The organism is Defluviitalea phaphyphila, assembly GCF_001466305.1.
GTDB classification, from domain to species: Bacteria; Bacillota; Clostridia; order Lachnospirales; family Defluviitaleaceae; genus Defluviitalea_A; species Defluviitalea_A phaphyphila.
In genome coordinates, this window is the sequence record NZ_JWID01000001.1 from 208,456 (window position 1) to 228,168 (window position 19,713).

The 19,713-nt window shown below is 25.2% G+C and carries 22 protein-coding genes; 3 read left to right on the plus strand and 19 right to left on the minus strand.

Annotation, left to right across the window (positions count from 1 at the left end; translation table 11 throughout):
• Positions 1-2: 2 nt before the first annotated feature.
• From OM90_RS00865 to OM90_RS00900, 10 genes are all read right to left on the minus strand, one after another.
• A complete protein-coding gene (locus OM90_RS00865; protein WP_058484990.1) occupies positions 3-698 on the minus strand; it encodes a DUF6063 family protein in 696 nt (231 codons plus the stop codon).
• A complete protein-coding gene (locus tag OM90_RS00870; RefSeq protein WP_058484991.1) occupies positions 698-2,329 on the minus strand; it encodes a hypothetical protein in 1,632 nt (543 codons plus the stop codon). Before OM90_RS00870 ends, OM90_RS00865 begins: the two co-directional genes overlap by 1 nt.
• Positions 2,322-3,353: a Wadjet anti-phage system protein JetD domain-containing protein gene (locus tag OM90_RS00875; protein ID WP_058484992.1), complete on the minus strand. Its 1,032-nt coding sequence runs from the start codon at positions 3,351-3,353 to the stop codon at positions 2,322-2,324. Before OM90_RS00875 ends, OM90_RS00870 begins: the two co-directional genes overlap by 8 nt.
• A 274-nt stretch (positions 3,354-3,627) precedes the next feature.
• The gene (locus OM90_RS12715; RefSeq protein ID WP_160323627.1) at positions 3,628-3,789 is read right to left on the minus strand and encodes a hypothetical protein; all 162 of its coding nucleotides are present in this window, start codon (positions 3,787-3,789) and stop codon (positions 3,628-3,630) included.
• 47 nt (positions 3,790-3,836) lie between these two features.
• A complete protein-coding gene (locus tag OM90_RS13100; protein WP_242860834.1) occupies positions 3,837-4,628 on the minus strand; it encodes a hypothetical protein in 792 nt (263 codons plus the stop codon).
• Between the two features lie 509 nt (positions 4,629-5,137).
• Positions 5,138-5,485: a PD-(D/E)XK nuclease domain-containing protein gene (locus tag OM90_RS13105; RefSeq protein WP_058484993.1), complete on the minus strand. Its 348-nt coding sequence runs from the start codon at positions 5,483-5,485 to the stop codon at positions 5,138-5,140.
• Positions 5,469-5,591, minus strand: a complete 123-nt coding sequence (locus tag OM90_RS13305; RefSeq protein WP_278335767.1) for a hypothetical protein — start codon at positions 5,589-5,591, stop codon at positions 5,469-5,471. Before OM90_RS13305 ends, OM90_RS13105 begins: the two co-directional genes overlap by 17 nt.
• Before the next feature lie 53 nt (positions 5,592-5,644).
• Positions 5,645-5,848, minus strand: a complete 204-nt coding sequence (locus OM90_RS13110; protein ID WP_058484994.1) for a hypothetical protein — start codon at positions 5,846-5,848, stop codon at positions 5,645-5,647.
• 156 nt (positions 5,849-6,004) lie between these two features.
• Positions 6,005-7,402, minus strand: a complete 1,398-nt coding sequence (locus tag OM90_RS00895; protein ID WP_058484995.1) for an S-layer homology domain-containing protein — start codon at positions 7,400-7,402, stop codon at positions 6,005-6,007.
• A 161-nt stretch (positions 7,403-7,563) separates the two neighbouring features.
• Positions 7,564-9,222, minus strand: coding sequence for a hypothetical protein (locus OM90_RS00900; RefSeq protein ID WP_058484996.1), 1,659 nt, complete (start codon positions 9,220-9,222; stop codon positions 7,564-7,566).
• Positions 9,223-9,384: 162 nt separating this feature from the next.
• Here OM90_RS00900 and OM90_RS00905 point away from each other — a divergent pair, with 162 nt between their 5' ends.
• The 3 genes from OM90_RS00905 (at position 9,385) to OM90_RS00915 (ending at position 10,945) form a co-directional block, all read left to right on the plus strand.
• Entirely contained in the window at positions 9,385-9,765 is a 381-nt protein-coding gene (locus OM90_RS00905) for a metal-dependent transcriptional regulator (protein ID WP_058484997.1), read from the plus strand.
• Positions 9,766-9,917: 152 nt separating this feature from the next.
• Positions 9,918-10,481: a DUF3793 family protein gene (locus OM90_RS00910; protein ID WP_058484998.1), complete on the plus strand. Its 564-nt coding sequence runs from the start codon at positions 9,918-9,920 to the stop codon at positions 10,479-10,481.
• Positions 10,482-10,516: 35 nt separating this feature from the next.
• Positions 10,517-10,945 (plus strand): flavodoxin, encoded by a 429-nt coding sequence (locus OM90_RS00915; RefSeq protein WP_058484999.1) that lies wholly within the window; start codon positions 10,517-10,519, stop codon positions 10,943-10,945.
• Positions 10,946-10,988: 43 nt separating this feature from the next.
• Here the strand turns inward: OM90_RS00915 and OM90_RS00920 are convergent, their stop codons facing one another.
• From OM90_RS00920 to OM90_RS00960, 9 genes are all read right to left on the minus strand, one after another.
• Positions 10,989-11,207, minus strand: coding sequence for a zinc ribbon domain-containing protein (locus OM90_RS00920; protein ID WP_058485000.1), 219 nt, complete (start codon positions 11,205-11,207; stop codon positions 10,989-10,991).
• A gap of 133 nt (positions 11,208-11,340) precedes the next feature.
• On the minus strand, positions 11,341-11,835 hold the full coding sequence (locus OM90_RS00925; RefSeq protein WP_058485001.1) for an HD domain-containing protein: 495 nt from the start codon (positions 11,833-11,835) through the stop codon (positions 11,341-11,343).
• 103 nt (positions 11,836-11,938) lie between these two features.
• Positions 11,939-12,232 carry a hypothetical protein gene (locus OM90_RS00930; RefSeq protein WP_058485002.1) on the minus strand — a complete coding sequence of 98 codons (294 nt, stop codon included), beginning with the start codon at positions 12,230-12,232 and terminating at the stop codon, positions 11,939-11,941.
• A 16-nt stretch (positions 12,233-12,248) separates the two neighbouring features.
• Positions 12,249-13,076, minus strand: coding sequence for a 4Fe-4S binding protein (locus OM90_RS00935; protein ID WP_084757901.1), 828 nt, complete (start codon positions 13,074-13,076; stop codon positions 12,249-12,251).
• A 28-nt stretch (positions 13,077-13,104) separates the two neighbouring features.
• The gene (locus tag OM90_RS00940; protein ID WP_058485004.1) at positions 13,105-13,593 is read right to left on the minus strand and encodes a prolyl-tRNA synthetase associated domain-containing protein; all 489 of its coding nucleotides are present in this window, start codon (positions 13,591-13,593) and stop codon (positions 13,105-13,107) included.
• A 186-nt stretch (positions 13,594-13,779) separates the two neighbouring features.
• Positions 13,780-15,189, minus strand: coding sequence for a carbon starvation CstA family protein (locus tag OM90_RS00945; RefSeq protein ID WP_058485005.1), 1,410 nt, complete (start codon positions 15,187-15,189; stop codon positions 13,780-13,782).
• Between the two features lie 149 nt (positions 15,190-15,338).
• Positions 15,339-16,085 (minus strand): LytR/AlgR family response regulator transcription factor, encoded by a 747-nt coding sequence (locus OM90_RS00950; protein WP_058485006.1) that lies wholly within the window; start codon positions 16,083-16,085, stop codon positions 15,339-15,341.
• Positions 16,082-17,770, minus strand: coding sequence for a sensor histidine kinase (locus OM90_RS00955; RefSeq protein ID WP_058485007.1), 1,689 nt, complete (start codon positions 17,768-17,770; stop codon positions 16,082-16,084). The genes OM90_RS00950 and OM90_RS00955 overlap by 4 nt, the downstream gene beginning before the upstream one ends.
• A gap of 169 nt (positions 17,771-17,939) precedes the next feature.
• Positions 17,940-19,310, minus strand: a complete 1,371-nt coding sequence (locus OM90_RS00960) for a GntP family permease (RefSeq protein WP_058485008.1) — start codon at positions 19,308-19,310, stop codon at positions 17,940-17,942.
• Positions 19,311-19,713 lie beyond the last annotated feature (403 nt).

Sequence of the window (19,713 nt, forward strand, 5' to 3'; positions counted from 1 at the left end):
TTTTATGCACCACCTAAAATAAAGAATTTTTCGATTTCTTCTTTTCTTTCAATATCTAAATAGAAAAAATTCATTATATCATCTAGTTTTTTTGTAGTTCTAATATTTTCCTCATTATCTAAATACATTAGTCCTTGTCTTTCTAATAATCCTATAATCTTTTTAATTACTCCCTTTTTAGTTTTAGTTCTAGTTTCATGGTCATCTAATAAACTATCCCATTTATAATAAACTTTAATAATATTAAAACTATGTTCTTCTTCTAATTTTTTCTTATCTTCTTTACTTGCTATCTCCTCTAATCTATTAGATATAAATTCTTTTAAACTATCTACAGGAACAAAATCAACTACTTTAGCATTTTTATTTTTAGAGGAATAAAATTTATATAATATACAAACTATAATATAGCAATATAAGTAGTAATCAATCATATTAGCTTCACCACCAAAAATATTTTTAATTTCTGATGGTTTAAACCCCAAAAATTCATTATTTAAACTTGGTATTAGATATATGGAATTATTAATCTTTAATATATTACAATTTGCTTCTCTTTCAATTATATCTAAAAGTTGCCTAACTTCTTCTTGACTATAGTCATAAAATAATTCTGGTTCATCTACTATATTAATTTCTCCCTTTTCAATAAGTTTATTGTATATTCTTATAGCTATTAAAAAATCCTTACTATTCATTAAATTCCCACCTTAAATTTAAAATCTGATATTTCAACTTCTTTTTTTATCTTAATATTTTCATCCTTTATATCTTCATACTCTACTTTAAGAGTTTTATCATTATCTTCTTTTTTTATTTCTATATTTGAAACAACTTTATACTTAACTTCATTTAAAAGTAAAGAAACAACGTAGTTAATGTTAAAATCCTTTGACTGATATAATATAAAACTTTTATTTTCTTTTAATATATTATCAAAATTTATATTCCCTATATCGTATAAATATAATATAGTCTTAAAAAATAAAGGCTCTGACACAAGCTTATAATAATAAACTGGGTCATTAATTTTTATCTCTTCAAGTATTTCACTTAAAAATAATTCTCTATTTTCATTTTTTAATAATATATCTATTAAAATTTTTAAATACTCTAAATATTTATTATTTATGGCTTCTATTTCCTTAGCCTGAATATCTTCTACCTCATCTGTATCTATTTCTAAAATATTATTGTCTTCTGTTTCAATATCATTATCTACAAGAATTGTTTGCCTATTATATGCTTTAAATATATTTAAGTGTTTATTAATATTAGGTTTAAATAAAGGAATGAATAACTTATATAAATTATTATTTATAAAATCTATATTTTTAATTTTCTCAAATTTTTCTAATAAATCTTTTTCAATATCTAAACGTTCTCTTAATGCATAAGTTAGACTATTTTCTATGGCTTCATCATATAACTTTAAAACTGGCTGTTGTGTTCTAAATAAAGTTTGATATTCTTTTATAACATTTTTAATATTTAGTTTGATACTTTCTATGTCCTTTTTTGCTCGTAATAATTCCTCATTATCTTTATCAAATTCTAGCTTATCTAATATGTTTTGCTCTGTTTGCTTTATAGTTTCATAAAGTTCATTATAATTTTGATATTCTTCATTAAGTACTTTAAATGTCGATTCAATTGTCAATCTACACTCCTCTAAAGATACATTATTAATATTTTCTTTAATTCTTCTTATAAATAATTCTATATCTTTTCTTTTATGTCTTATCCTATTTAACATCATTTGACATTGTTCAGTAGCTTTTGAAAACTTCTTCCTTTTTAATAATTCCTTTAATCTTATTTGTTCTATAGATATTTCTAATTCTTCTTCAATATCTGCTATTCTAAATAAAAATTCAAAACCTTGCTTTGATAATAAATATCCATTTTCTTTATTAGTGGAATCACTAACTATATAATCCTCTATTATTTTGATTCGTATGGGATATATAGAGTTATCCATATCAGTATAATCCTTTGTTTTAAAGATATAGGGTTGTCCATTATTTTGAAGAATCTCAATTACTATAAATTTAACTAAATTAACTATTTCTTCTTCATCAAAATCTTTATTATAATAATCTTTTAATATATTCTTTAGAAAATCTGAAATATTATTTATTGTACAATTTTTATCCTCTGAAAGTGTTTTCTCCATGATATAATGCAAAACAGTAAAAACAAGATTAATTAATTCATGATTTTTTAATTTATCATTATATTTTTGAGAATTATTTACTTTTGTTATTATAAGTTCTAATACTCCTACCCATTCCATCTTTTTATGAAATTTATCTAAAAAATTAAACATTTATCTCACCATCACTATTTAAAAAATATCTATAATTTAAAATTTCTTGTGGTATATATTTTCTCATTTCAAGAATTTTTACTATTTGTTCCTGATATCCCTTTGAAAAATATTCTAAAAATAAGCTTATATCTATTTTCTTTTGTCCTTCTTTCATAGTCCCCAAATTAAAATTTTTTGATCTTAATATCATTTCTTCATATATAGGAGTAAATATATCTATTTTATAATCTTCATACTTTCTTTTTAATTTCTGAAAAATATCAATTCCCTTGTAATCTATATCTCCCATATAAATATATTTTAACTTTTTATCTTTAAAATAATCTGCTTCCTTTACATATTCAAAAGAATCTAATATCTTATTCCCTTCTCCATAAATAATTGCTGAAGTTAACACATTACATATTGATTTTTTTTGATTTAATACTTTTTTTAATGTATACCAAGTGTCCTTGTTTTCAACAATTAATACATTTTCATATTCTTTATTTACCATATGATAAAAAAAAGGTTCTGGAGTATTATAGATATTTAAATCATTATAATCCAATCCTAGATTTTTAAATATAGTTTTAATAATACTTTCTTTAGATTTTAATAATTTTTCTTCATGAAAAATTTGATAAGACCGCTCATTTATTGAAGCTGGATACTTTAATTGGTCTTTATGAGAAACATAAAAATTATTTAGCCTATCTATATATTTTTTATGCTCTAGATATTTTCTCGGATTCTTATAATAATAACTAGTATCAAAATCAAAATATAATGTTTTAATTTCTTGTCTTGCTTTGGAATAATCAATAGTTTCTTTTAATATATGAAATTTCTTATACATAGGGTCTCTTCTACCATTAAAACCTAATGATTTTACTCCCTTAAGTACTCCTTCTTCAATAAGCATAGAAACTATTTTATAATATTTATCATATTCATTATATTTTAACCCCAACAACTTCATTAACTCTTCTTCAAATATTTTACTTTTAGGATAACTTAATACTTTTTCTTTATAATTCATAATAATCATCCTAATCTTTTTAATCTTATAATCTAATTTTAAACTTTTTTGATAATAACATCCAATAATTGTTAATAAAATATATTTTTACTATTCTTGTTTTTAACATTATAACATAATTAACTTTCTTTTTTATATCTTTAAAAATAATATAATTATTAAAAATATATTTTAAATTTATATATCAACATTTTTTGCATAATAAATGCACTTATGAAATAAATCTACCTAAAAGGAGATTTATTCATAAGTGCATTCTAATTATATAAATAAATCATGGCTGCATTTGCAATACCTTTTTTGTACGTTCTTGTGATAAATGAATTCTATCATATTTTTTTGCACTTTCAGAAACTTTCACATACTCTGGTTTAAGTGGTTTTTTATTACTACTAGCAATTCTTTTAATTTCTTTCATAGTTAATTTCTTCTCCATATATATCACTCCTTGACAATTATATTATATCATGATATCGCATATTTTTACAATAATTGCAGTAAATCGTCTGCAAATTTTATAAGTATATTACGAATAATATTACTTTCAGCCTCTACACTAATAGGTGTTTTAGCTTCTAGTACGATATATACTGGTTTTTTCTTTTCATTTAATAGTTCCTCGAATATATAACAAAAAGGAATGAATAAATAATAGGTATTGTCTAATTCTGTACTATACAATTCATTATTTTCTAACTGACATTTTAAAGTACATATTTCATCACTTTTAAAACCAAAGTTTTTTCTTAATTCATTTTCATCTAATTTTTGCAAAATTGAAACTTTAATTTTATCTTTTTGTCTATTAAAATATTTTGTTAATAATATTTCATATTCTGTAGAAATATAGGTTCCTTTTTCATAAATTCTTTTTCTTACTTTTTGGCAGTATTCTTTCATATTATATATGATGTATCCTTCAGCCTCTATTTTTTTTAATAATTGATTAGTATTTTTAAAATGACTATTAATTTCTTCTTTATATCTTTCCTTTAACATGGAAATCTTAGTATTACCAAAAGAAATTTCTGAAATATTAAAATCTGAAATAACTATAATATATATTATGACTGAAATAATAAAAATTACAACAGCTGTTGAAACTATTTCATTTAAATTAAAAATCCCTCCATTTCCTTCCCATATATTATATTCTTCACTTATTTTAGGGAAAATATATAATAGAAAAAAATAAGTATATATAAAATAAATTTTCCTAATAATTCCTTCTATTTTATTATTTTTATCATATATACAAATTAAATATACATACAATAGTAAACCAAAGCCTAATATATAAAAAATCCAGTTTTTTTTGATAAATGTTGGTTGTGTGAATAAATGAAGTATCACTATAAAAATTGGAAACAAATAGATAAATACCCATTTAAACCTTTTATCCACTTATATCAATCCTTTATCATTTTATTACAGTATAATAATAAATTTTTCTTATGTAATTAATTTAATTTTAAAAGTATAATTAATTATCATAGGTATTAATATAATATGAAATATGATATACACAGTGTTAATTAAGATTTGAAAAATATTCAAAATTTTTAATAATTTTAAAATTAACCTGGACATAACAACAATATCATTTTAAATATCCTTAAAACATAGTATAAAAAACAGCCAATAATAATTATATCATTTTTGTAAAAAATATAAAATATTGTAAATAAATTTAAATAAAAAAATCCAGTAGAAAGTATCCCCTTAATCATTCTACTAGATTCTTTTAATTAAAATTCTAATATTTAATAAATTTTTTATAAATATTAATGTGAAATTATTTGACTTTTACATAAAAAATAGGTTCTATAATAAATGTTGGAATGTATCAATAAATTACTAAATTTAAAAAGGGTAAAAGAAGGTAATGGTCCAACTAGGGCTTTAATAATAAGGAAATTTGATTTTTGTTTGTAATTTTTCTCCTTAATTTGTATAAGTGCCTTATTAAGAGCAATATCTAAGGTTTCTTTTCTTATTGTATTAACTTTTTTAAATTCAATAATAATTCCTGGTAAACTTTCTTTTTTAGGTATCATCATAATGTCATATCTACCATAGCCGCTTTCTCTATTAGAGTTTATTTCATAATCTTCACTAAGGGATATTAACATTCCAAGTACAAAGGCCTTCTTTAAGTTCTTGATCTACAGCTTTTAAATATCCACTAAAAAGAAGAAAACTCCATATGTTTTCAGAATCCTTATCAATTTCATTCATAACAATATCTTAAGTCATTTCCACTGCTATTTACCCAATAAGCCCTAACCCCTTCATAATCCTCCACTTAGTAAGTTCCTCATAAACTCAATAATTTTATTATAATATCCTTTAGTATAACCTTCCTGAATAGGAACATCTTCTAAATATAGTCTACTAAAAAGGTTAGAAAAACTCTTTTTACAATTTTCCCATTCTGAATGTTTTTCATCTTTAAAGGTTAGGTATATAACTGGGTGTTCCCCTTGTTTTTCCATAATATCTTTATAATTATATATCTTTAACTCCTTAAATAGAAATCTATTATTTTATAATATTATACCATTATAAATATTTTTGAACACACAAATAAATCCAGTAGAAAGTATATTTTAATATTTCTACTGGATTGTTTTAAAATTATGAAAATATTATCAATAATCTAAAGTTTTATACCAAGCATCTTTATACATTAATCTACCTATTATTACTGCAGTTTGTGACCTAGTTACAGGTTGTTTTGGTTTAAAAGTGTTATCTGCATTTCCACTGAATAATTCTAAAGCAACTGCTTTATAAACTCCGTCTACAGCCCAGTTACTAATTTCATTATGGTCTTTAAATTTCTTATCTTGTGCTTCTACTTCTCCAACTATTTCATAAGCTCTAATAGCTATTGTTGCCGCTTCTTCTCTAGTCAATTCTTTGTTTGGCATAAATTCTCCATTTGAATCATTTATAAGTCCTAAATAAACTGCTTTCTTTAAAGCATCTAAATACCAAGCATTATCTTCTACATCAGTAAATGATATTTCAGCTTTTTCACTATCAATATATAGATAGTCAAGAAGTCTAATCATTATTGTTATAAATTCTGCCCTTGAAATATTCTTATTAGGCTTAAATTCATTATTAGCATAACCGCCCATAATTCCTTTAGAAGCTAATATTTCAATATAATGCTTAGTCCAATCATATGAAGCTACATCACTAAACTCAACTTTATTATCTTTTATAATATAATTGCCGTTCTCTTTTATATAAGCAGTAAATTGCCCATCATCATACCCGGTTTTAACTAAAGATAAGGAACCATCATCATTAATCTTATATACATTTGTACAATTACCTATAAAAAGTCTATCTATTCTAATAGGAATTACTTTTTTAGGCTGTATAAATTCTACAGAAAACTCTTCATAATTTTTCACTTTTATTTTTGCATTATATCCTTTATCATATATGCGAAGCTCATCTCTTGGCTTATCTGTATCCTCTTTATCATCTTCGCTATTATCTACAATAGAAGAATTAGAATCAGATTCACTTCCTAATACTGTAAAACAAATCGGGTCTATGTAGTAAATATAAGAATAGTATTTATTTTCTTCTTCATTAAATATTGAAACGGAATAATTGGATTTAATCATATATTCCTGACCTGATTTTAATAAATCCTTCTCATCTAATATTTTAAAATAAGCTTCAAAATTATCATTAAAGTATTCAAAATCACTATATATTTTACTCCTTGGAAAACCTTCTTTCACTTCATAAATACTATATACAACACGGTATTCGTTATCTCTTAAATCCTTTGGTAAGGTATATGTACCTAATAATATATCTTCTAAATTTTGTATATTTGATAAATATAATATGTTTTTCCCTTCTTCATTAGTTTTTACAATATCACTATTAAAACTAAATGAAGAATTATCTATAATTCTTTCATTGGTAACATCTAATGCATTAGCTGTTACTACCATCCCTAAGTTAGAGAAAATTAAGGATAATATAAAAATAAAACAAATATTTTTAAATCTTTTCATTTTTTCTTCCTCCTATTAATAATGTATTTATATCAATGTAATCAAAGTATTTTTTATGATTTTATTGTTATTTTATCACATTTTATCTTTTTATTCCAGTTAATTAAAATAACATCTTGTTATTAGGAGATTAAAGCAAATTTAGTAGATATTAAATCTTTTTAAAATCTTTTTATTATACTTCCAAGCTGAATATGATTCTTATTACTTAATTTACTATCTAACCTCATATACATTTTTCTAATGTTATTAATCTGTTCTTTTCTTGGAAAAGTAAAACTCCTATTAAATTTTTGAATCCACACATCTATTTCATGGTTAATCATTTTAATATAAGTATTATTTGATATTATTAAAATTTTTAAAAACTGTTCTAGCGATATCCATTTAGGATAATGACTTATTAGCTTAATTAAATTTATGTAAACATGACTTTTATATCCTTCTCCTTTAAATAATTCAAATATTATATCTTCATCAACTGATAATATGTCTTTTTCTAAACATCTTCTTGCATTATTTGATTCACCTACATTATTTGAAGTTAACTTATCAATAGCATATTTTATTCCTTCTTTTATATCTAACTTACATATAGTAGATAATACTATTTTTCTAATTTTAACCTTTTCATGGTTAAGATATTTTAAAATAAACTTAGTATCTTCTTTTATTCCAGTATCTTTAATTCCCGATAGTATTCCATATAAATTATAATTATTCTTATCTATTTCTCTTAAATACATTTCTCTAAAGTTTGTAATTCCCAAATTCTTTAATTTATATCTAGTATAATCCCTAACGGTAAATGAATTATCATATAAAAATGGTATAATCTCTTTAACAAAATTTTTATCATTTATTCTTTCTAATATATTAATAGCTGCTAATTTGCATGGCACATTTTTATTTTTCTTTAATGTTTCTAAAATCATATCTATATTATCTTCATTTATAATTTTATCAATTTCTTTTATTGCTTTTCTAATAATAATAACGTCTTTGCTCCTTAACCCTACATTAATAATTAAATCATCTGTTGTATTAATTTTAAGTAAATAATCAAATAAAATTCTTTTAATTAATATATCTTTATTTTTTTGATAAATATCAAGAAGTATATCGTAGTTTCTTTTATTAGCAATAAAATTTTCTAATTTATATAATATATCTGAATAATCATCCCTTTCCCAGTTTTTCATTCTATCTATAATAGGCATACATTCTATAATATCTTTTAGATACTTATATTCTATACATTTTAAAATTTCTTTTTTTGCAACATCTCTAATCTCTCTAACCCAATCATTAATTCTTAGCATAATAAATTTTATCTTAAAGCCATTTTCATACTTTGATAGTTTCTTTAATGCATCTTCACGTATATATCCATTGGGATGCAAAGTTAAAACTGATAATATATAAATCCCTTCTTCATTAAAACGATTTATTAAATCCAATTTGTAATTATTAGCCTCTTTGTATTTTTTTTCAACCTCATTATCAATATAATAATAAAAATAACTACTTCTAAAATATTCTGCAAAAAATAATAATTCCTTAATAGTTAAATTATCTATTATTCTTTTTAAATGATTTAATGCCTTTAAAGCAATTACAAAATCTTTATCAAAAGATAATATAAGTAAATATTTTATAATTCTTATGTTATTGACATTTTGTATTTTATCTAGTTCTTCAATAAATACATTTCTTCTCTTTTTAGATAATACTATTAATCTTTTCTTATCATAATTTAATATTTTTCTTAATGATTCATAAACTTTAGGGCTCATATCTTTGTAAAGTTTATCCTTCATATCCCACTTCACTCCAACTAGAAATATCCATTTTTTTATTTTTTAATAATTTATATATAATTATACAACATATGGAATCATATTGTCATTCCTTTATATTTCCTTAATATAGACAAATAATAGATACTCATATATGATAATATATAACAGGGGGTAGTATAGATGTATGAATCAAGGGAGAATTATTTAGAAACTATATTAATCTTAAAACAAAAAAAAGGTTCTGTAAGGTCTATAGATGTAGCACGAGAACTAGGATTTAGTAAACCAAGTGTTAGTAGAGCTATGGGGATTTTAAAGGAATCAGGACATATAAAGATTGACTCTAGTGGTGAAATTATATTAACTGAAAAAGGATTAAATAAGGCAAATGATATTTATGAACGACATAAATTACTTACAAAATTTTTAGTAGATGTAATCGGTGTTAAGAAAGAAATTGCTGAAAATGATGCATGTAAAATGGAACATATTATTAGTAAAGAAGTATTTGAAGGTATAAAAAACTATATGAAAAAAATAAAAATATCCAGAAAAAAATGATAATAAATTTCATTATCATCTTGACAAGATTCTTGAAAAATGATAATTTATAGTTACCATATGCTAACTCATGTTTTTACTAATGCTTTTAAAATTTTTGTTTTTTATTTTGATTTTAAGTTAGCTTTTGCTAACTAAATGGAGGGAGGTTTATGATAAATAGTTTTGATGAACATATTGCAAAGTATTGTTCTCCTACTCTAGGTGGATTAAAACCATCAAATTTATTTTCTTGTAATAAAGAACAATATTTAAATTGGTCTTTAAAAATTAAACAATTCAATTTATATTCCTCTTCTAATAAATTATGTATTACTCCTGTATGCAAATGCAAACATAGGATTTTACTTTTAGTATATAATAAAAAATTACTATTAGAATATATAAGTGCCCCCAACGTTTATGAATTTTTACATAATATAGGCTACCCATTAAACGGAAATATCGACTCTATAATCAGACATTTTAAAAAACGTATTAATCAATCTCAATGCTTCCCCCATGAAATAGGAATTATCCTAGGTTATCCTCTAGAAGACGTACTTGGCTTTATAAAACATGGAGGAAAAAATTATAAACTAAGTGGTCCCTGGAAAGTTTATGGAGATGTAGAAAAAGCCAGTAAACTATTTGAGGAATATAAAATATGCAAAGAAAGATTTTGCAATTTGATTTCTAAAGGATTTACTATTACTCAACTATTAAATGTAGGGTAAAATAATAAATTTATTTATTGAAAGGAGAATAACTGATGGATAAAATTGCTGTTATTTATTGGAGTGGAACAGGTAATACAGAACAAATGGCTAAAGCTATTACAGATGGAATAAAAAGTAATGGTGCAAATGTAGATTTATTTTTTGTTTCTGACATTTCTGCAGAAAAAGCTGCAACATACGATAAATTAGTTCTAGGATGCCCTTCTATGGGAGATGAAGTTTTAGAAGAAGGTGAATTCGAACCATTTTTTAGTGAATTAGAAGGAAAGATTAAAGATAAGAAAGTTGCCCTTTTTGGTTCCTATGGCTGGGGTGATGGACAATGGATGCGAGATTGGGAAGATAGAATAAAAGCTTCTGGAGCTATATTATATAAGGAAGGTCTTATAATTAATGAAGCTCCTGATGATGAAGGAATAACTAACTGTAACAACTTTGGTAAAGAGTTTGCTAGCTATTAATATTAGGATAAGACAAAGCCGTGCTTAAATAGCACGGCTAATTTTACCAGTCATTCCATTCGTCAAATCCTTTTCTTTTCCCCGTAAAGAAAAACTCTGTATGTCTGCACTTAGGGCAAACATATACATCAAAGGTTAAATGCTCTTCAATATCAAATAATGCTCCTAATAATCCTCTATTATTATCTTGAGAATCAAAACGATATTCTTTTAAATATTTCATTTGCTCTTTACATCTTAGACATTCAAATTGTTTTTCCATTTTGGTTAGATCCTTTCTTATTTAATTATAACTTTTATTATATTTTACTTACATAATTCAACTAATAAACTAACTGTATATAGCTAAAATATTAGCATTATTTTTTAGTTTTATATATTTCCTATTAGTTATATCATTTTAAATACATATTATTAATAAAATACAAACCTCCTTTAGTCTTAAAATATTTTTGCTTAATGGTTTCTATATTATTTATAGACATATTATCTTCAAAAATGTTTACAAGAAAATCTGCTTCTACAAGTATTTGAAAATCTATATCATCTATTTTATTATATGTATGATGATTGCCTATAAGATAGCAAACCCTGTCTATAAATTTATCATCTAAACTAAATTCTTTTAAAATATTTCTTGCTACAGGAGGTCCTTCTATTTCTTGATACTTGCCAGCAGATGAAAAATATTTCTTTTCACTTTCTTTAATTCCTATATCATGTAAAATAGCACTTACTTCAAGTATTTCTAATTTTTCTTCTGAAATGTTTTCAATCTCTCCTATACTTTTTGCAAATCCATATACTTTTATAGCATGATTAATTCTTTTAACATCACCGTTAAAATATTCTATCATCTTCTTTATAATATCACTTACAATTTTTTTCATATTCTTCCCTCCTAATATATTATTAAAGCTATTTGTTTAATAATTTTCACATACAATTATATTTTTAACTTTATAATTTCTTATCTTAATAAAATTCAAGTAATTACATGTAACTTTTTTTATGTTTATTAATAACTAAATATATAATTCCTAATATTGTTAATAACAAAAAGATAATAGTAACTAAATATAAAGAAGACTGTCCTGATATATATATTGCTGTTGGGCCGTCTGCTCCACCAATAGTTTCTACTATTTCTGACTTACTAATATCATCTTTTAATTTAAAAGATAAGTATAAAGGCAATAAAAAACTAAAGAAGGCACTTATAAAAGTTATTAAAGCACTTAGAATAGTAAATATAGTAATTATCTTTATTAATTTTTCTTTTTTCATATATTTTCACTCCTATTTAAAAATAAATAGCCTCTTTAGGACAACTTTTTACACATTCCATGCATAAAATACACTCTGTTCCATTTTCTCTACTTCTTTTATTATCTAGCATATTCACATTCATAGGACATACCTTTATACATTTACCACAAGAAATACATTTCTTGCTATCTGTTTTTACTCTTAACAGTGAAAAATAACTTGTTGGTTTTAAAAATATAGTAATGGGGCATACATATTTACAAAATGCTCTATTATCTTTTAATATTAAAGCCATTATTATTCCAACTATGTAATATATAATATTTCCTATAATAAAACTCCAAAACATAATATTTTCTATATCATCAATTTTTAATAAAAATAATATACTTACAAATAAAATAGAAAATAAAAACACTATATAACGTACAAAAGATAACTTTTTGATACGAGAATTTTTAGGTTTTTTATAAGGTAATAAGTCCAGAATAGCTGCAGTCCAACAGGCGTATCCGCACCATCCTCTCCCAAATAATAATGGGCCTATAATTTTGGCAACTACATAATGAATTACTGCTGCCTGAAACACTCCTAAAAATAAATAGTACCAAAAACCTTCAATCTGCATATTTTCCCGGGAAATAACTCCAAGATAGACAAGCATATATATTCCTACACCAAATTGTACGAACTGTCTTGAATATTTATATTTTTTCCCCATCAAAAAAGTACCCAAAGATACAAAAAAACCTATATATATAAAATTAAAAAAATAAAAAATGTTATCAAGCCATATCCACAGTCCAATAGATATAAAAATAAATATACCAAATATATATAGAGGTATCTTAAATTTTTTCACTTTATTTCCTCCTAATAATTCTCCTCTTTTAAATATCTAAGAATTCTATAAAATTACCATGTTCCTTAATTATTTCGACTAAATCTGATACATTAAGCCATACTGTTGCTGTATTTTCATTAGGATGAACACCTATAAGTTTTTCTTTAAAGAAATTATCTATTATTACCTTTACTTTTCTTTCTTTGTCATTGATTATTCCAAAAGGTGTTACAGAACCCTTAGAAAGTCCTAAAATAGATTCTAAATCTTTCTCTGAAGCAAAACTAAGAGGTTTTGAACATAATTTTTCTTTTAAAGCTTTTAAATTAACTCTTTTATCTTTACACACTACTAATAAATAATAATTTCTTTTTTTATTATCTCTTAAAAATAAATTTTTTGCTATAACATCAGCATCTGGTAAATTAAGTTCTAACATTTCATCAATAGTATACACTGCTTTATGTTCAACTAAGTTAAAATTAATTCCCTTATTATTTAGCAAATCACAAACTTCTTGGACTTTTTTAGTCATTTGTATTTTCCTCCATATATTTAAACAATTAAATTTTCTATATAATAATATTTTACTTGTTATTATTTTATCATAATAAAGTTAATATAACATATCCTTGTATTGAAATACAAATTAATTTTATATTTTTAAAATATTAAAAAAACCGGCAGAACATATCTGCCGGTTTGATTTCATCTATATATTTTATGCTTCTACTGCTACATCTTTTTGACTAGTTTTTCTTGCTTTATAAAGGAAAAATATAATGGCTATTACTGCAGCTCCAATTCCTATAGGATATCCTATGGAACTAGATAACCTAAATCCTTCTTCTGCAATCATTATATAGGTGATGGTTACTGCTGTCATAAATGTTGCTGGAATAGTACAAATCCAGTGAAATTTCCTGTGTTTTACTAAATATTGAGCTGCTGCCCAAAGCATAATCATTGCTAATGTTTGATTAGCCCAAGCAAAATATCTCCATATAATAGCAAAATCAATAAAACATAATGCTATACCAATTACAAATAAAGGAATAGATATTAAAAATCGATTCTTAATTTTATCTTGTTTAAGTCCTATTGCATCTGCTATAGCTAATCTTGCACTTCTAAAAGCTGTATCTCCTGAAGTAATAGGACAGGCTACAACTCCAAGAATTGCAAGAATACCACCTGCTACTCCTAATAAAGAAACTGAGATTTTATTTACTACTACAGCTGCTGCTCCAGCTTCTGCTAATGCTTCTGTGCTTCCAAAAAAAGCCATTGATGCAGCTGCCCATATAAGAGCTATAATCCCTTCTGCAATCATCGCTCCATAAAATACTTTTCTACCTTCTTTTTCACTTCGAATACATCTAGCCATTATAGGTGATTGTGTAGCATGAAAACCACTTATTGCTCCACAGGCAATAGTAATAAATAAGAATGGAAAAATTGCTTTTCCTGATGGATGTAAATTTTGTAGCTGAATTTCTGGAATCGTATATCCTTTTGCAAAAATTCCAACTATAATTCCTACTCCCATTATAAGTAGAGCCGCTCCAAATATAGGATATATTTTTCCAATGATTTTATCAACAGGTAATACTGTAGCTAAAATATAATATACTATAATAATTCCTACCCAAGTATATTGATTAATTCCTGTTATGTCAGCCAATAATCCAGCTGGTCCATTTACAAATACTACTCCTACTAAAATTAATAGTATAACAGAAAAAACACGCATTACCATTTTAGCTGAAACTCCTAAATATCTTCCCACAATCTCTGCGACAGTTTCTCCTTTATGACGAAGCGATAACATTCCAGCAAAATAATCATGTACTGCTCCTGCAAAAATACTTCCTAATACAATCCATAAAAATGCAGCTGGCCCCCATAACGCTCCTGCAATTGCTCCAAAAATTGGTCCTAACCCTGCAATATTTAAAAATTGTACTAAAAATGCTCTCTTCCAGTCTAATGGAACATAATCAACTCCATCTTCCATTGCAATAGCTGGTGTTTTACGATTGTCGTCCGCTCCGAATATCTTTTCTACTAATTTTCCGTAAAAGATGTACCCCAGTATTAAAATAACAACTGATAAAAGAAAAGAAATCATATTATTCCCTCCCTTAAATTTATATTATTATTTTATTATTTTTTTGTATTTTTTTGTGCATTTTTTACCTAATATACAAAAAAAACAACCTAAACGGTTGTTTTTTTATGATAAACGGATTGATATAATATTAATAATTTTCATATAAATTACTTAATATGAAACATCTCTTTTAAAACCTTACTATGCCTTCTGCTAACAGGAATTTCTTCATCTCTGTTTTTCATTTTTACAGCATAGGTATTATTAAACCATGGAATAATTTCATCAATATACTCTGTATTTATTAAAAAACTCCTATGACATCTAAAAAATCCTTCTAATTCTTCTTCTAAATGGCTTAATGTGTCTGATATAAAATATTTTTCTTTTTCAGTTACTACATAGGTTTCTCCTCCTTCAACGGTACAATATAGAATCTCTTTAGGGTCTAATAAAATAATACGGTCCTTTTTCCATACAGGAATTCTAATCAATGGTTTTTTTAACTGACGTACAACTTCCTGAATAGAATTTATTTTTATTGCATCTTGTTTAATGTTATCTCTAATCCTGTTTATCGTAGAATCTAATCGTTCTTCACATAACGGCTTTAAAATATAATCAACAGCATTTATTTCAAAAGCACTTATAGCGTATTCGTCAAATGCGGTAACAAAAACTATATTAACTTTAAAATTTAATTTTATAATTTCTTTTGCTAAAGAAAAACCATCAATCTCAGGCATACTTATATCTAAAAATACTACTTGAGGTTTTTTTCTTTTTATTTCTTTTAAGGCTATTAACGGATCTGTATAAGTACCTACCACTTCAATATTTTCATATTTCTCTAACATATATTCTAATTCTTCTAAGGCCGGTCTTTCATCATCTACTAAAATAACTTGTATCATTTTTCCACCTCACCCATAGGAATCTTAATAGTAACTACTGTTCCTCGCCCTTTATCACTACAGATTTCTAATTGAGTTCCATATATACTTTTTAATCGAGCATTTACATTGGAAATACCTATTCCTTTTTCTTTATTAGAATTATTTAATAAATCAGATATCTTAGAGGAGTCTATTCCTACTCCGTTATCTCTAATCTGTATTAGTACGTTATTTTTTTCCTTACGAACAATTATTTTTACTATTCCTCCTTCTTTTTTTGACAATAACCCATGTTTTAAAGAATTTTCTACTATAGGCTGCAATAACAAAGGAGGAACTTTACATTCAATATCAGAATCTATATCATAAATAACTTTTAAACGGTCAGAAAAACGAGCTTCTTCAATAGATAGATAAGCTTTAATATAATTAATCTCCTGTTCTAAGGGAATAAATTCATCTGTATTTTTAAATTGTGTTCGCAAATAATAGCTAAGCTTTAAAAGCAATTCCCTAGCTTTGCTAGGATCAGTTCTACAAAAAGATATAATAGTATTTAAGGCATTAAAAAGGAAATGAGGTTGTATTTGAGCTTGTAGCGCTTTTAATTCTGCTTTATTAAGTAATTCATTTTGGTAATCTATTTTACTTAATTCAAGTTGAGTAGAAAATAATTCTCCTAAACCTTTTGCTAATTCTACATCAGATGAAGTAATACTATTTTTTTTATTTTTATATAATTTTAATGTTCCAATAGGTATATTATCTACTGTTAATGGTACGACTATTACAGCCTTTAATGGACATTTGGGATAAGGACATTCAATACTTTCTTTTTCTTGAGCTATAATATATCGCTGTTCTTTTAATGCTCTCTTAGTTAATTTAGTACATATGGGTTTATTAGGAATATGATGGTCATCTCCTAGTCCTATGTGTGCTAATATATTTTCATTATTAGTAATAGATACTGCAGAAACTTGTGTAGCTTCATATATAATTTGGGCTGCTTTTTTAGCAGAATTTTTATTTAATCCCTTTCGTAAAATCGGTAAAGTTTCCGAAGCAATTTGCAAAGCTAACTGGGCTTTTAGTGCCCCTGCTTTTTCATGATCATCATAAATTTGGCGAATAATCATTAAAAATATTCCTACTCCAAAAGAATTTATGAATGTCATAGGAATAAATATAAGTTTAACTAATTCTAATGCTTTACCAAAAGGCTTAGAAATAAGCAAAATTAAGCCCATTTGTAAAATTTCTACTCCTGCTGTTACAAAAATTCCCCACATCCACCTATCTTGTTTTTCATCAATATACTTTTTGGATAATCCTCCAAATAAACCACCTGTAATAGTTGAAATTCCACAAGCAACTGCAGTAAACCTTGCAATTGGGATTAACATCCTATGAATTCCAGCAATTAATCCTGCTCCTATTCCTACAGCCGGTCCCCCAATAATTCCTGCCACAACAACTCCAATACTTCGTGAATTAGCAATAGCATCATTAACAGGGATTCCCCAATATGTTCCAATAATACCTACAGTGCCGAAAAATAAAATAAAAAAAGTTTTCTCTATACAATTTAATTTTTCTTTTAAAATATAATTTTGAAATACACTAAATTTAGAAATAATAATAGCAGCTAAAACAATAACTCCCAACTGATTAAATAATCCAGAAATGAGCTTTAAAAGCATTTAATCATCTCCAAACTTCATACTTTTTAAATCATATATAATTTATTCTATCATAATTTTAAAAAGTCCGTAACTTATTCTAAACATTAAAAATGCCGTCAACCAAAAAGTTGACGGCAAAATTTATATATTCTATAAAAAAGTTTTATTTATTAATTAATATAATCTATTATCCAAAAATCATATTTAATACTAAAACTCCGACTACGCCTGTAGCCCATGATAATGTAGATGTAATTGACCAAGCACGTATTTGTTCTTTTGTATCACTTATACCTAAAGTTCTATTAACTACCCAGAAATAACTATCATTGAAATATCCAAAGAACACTGAACCTACACACGCTGCAAGGGCTGCAAATACTGGATTAACATCCATAGTCGAAAGAATAGGTGCGCAAATGGAAGCTGCTGTAATCATAGAAACTGTTCCAGAACCTTGAATAAATCTTACAAGAGTAGCAATAATTAATGGAAGTAGGATTGCTGGTAATGAAGAATCTGCAATTAATTGAGCAATATAATCTCCTGCTCCACTTGTTCTTAATACAGAACCTAATGCTCCACCACCACCAGTAACAAATATAATAATACCTGCACTTTTCATTCCTTTTTCCATTTCTTTAATTGTTTCTTCTTTAGAAATTGTTTTAGTAAGACCCAAAATAGCTATTATTAATCCTATACCAACAGCAATAACAGGGTTACCTATAAATGTAAATAATGCTGAAATACCACCTGTAACTTCAAAAAAGTCTACCAATTGTTTCACTAAAATAAGTATTATAGGAATTACAATTGGTCCAAATGCTATAAAGTTTGATGGTAACTTTTCAGTATTATCATCAATATGGTCGTAATTTAATTTTATATCAGCAGCATTAACTCTTTTATATCCTGTTTCTGACTCTTCATCAGGTAATTGATATAATTGTTGACCAATATATTTAGCATAAATTAATCCAACTATAGTCATTGGTATTGCAAGAACTATACCCCATAATAATAATGATCCAACACTAACTCCAAAAATACCTGCTACACCTACAGGCCCTGGTGTGGGTGGTACAACTGAATGAGTTACCACTAAACCAACTGCTAAGGAAATACCAAGTCCAACTGCTGATTTTCTTGTTTTTCTTGAAATCGCTTTAACAAGTGGGGATAAAATAACAAAACCTGAATCACAGAAAATAGGAATTGAAACAACAAATCCTGTGATTGCTAATGCAATTTCTTCTTTTCCCTTCCCCAACATTTTAATAAATGTTCTTGCCATCCGCTCTGCTGCCCCGGATACTTCAAATATTTGCCCCATCATAACACCAAAACCAATAATTATACCAATACTTCCAAGAGTTCCTCCAAATCCTGATGTGATAGAACTAACTACTTCTCCAGATTCCATTCCTCCTATAAGTCCGATAGTTGCTGCAGAAATAATTAAAGCTAGAAATGGATGCACTTTTGTTTTAAGGATTAAAACTAATAATAAAATAATACCGATAATTAAACCTAGAATCATTTGACTTCCATTCATTTTTTGACCCCCTTAATTTTATAATACATTTGTAAAACTAGAATGTTTTTGTGTGCTTTACTGTGATTTTAATGTTTTTAGTTTTGCTTATTTGTTTGTTTTTGTTATCTTAATTATATACAATATAACTTCCATTGTCAATACTAGTTATTTTTTTATCAATTTTTTTATTTTATTTATGCAAATTGCTCTATATTGCCAATTTAAAACAATGTTTTAAACACACATTATCAAACAATAATTAACATAAATTATTTACTATCTGCATAATTAATAAAATAAATATTATTTAGGCTGAAAAATCATACTATAACTTATTAAATAAAAGTATTTCACATTTTTTAAAATTTATTCATAAATACTAAAATATATTTGCACTATAGTTTTTATCATCATTAATAAA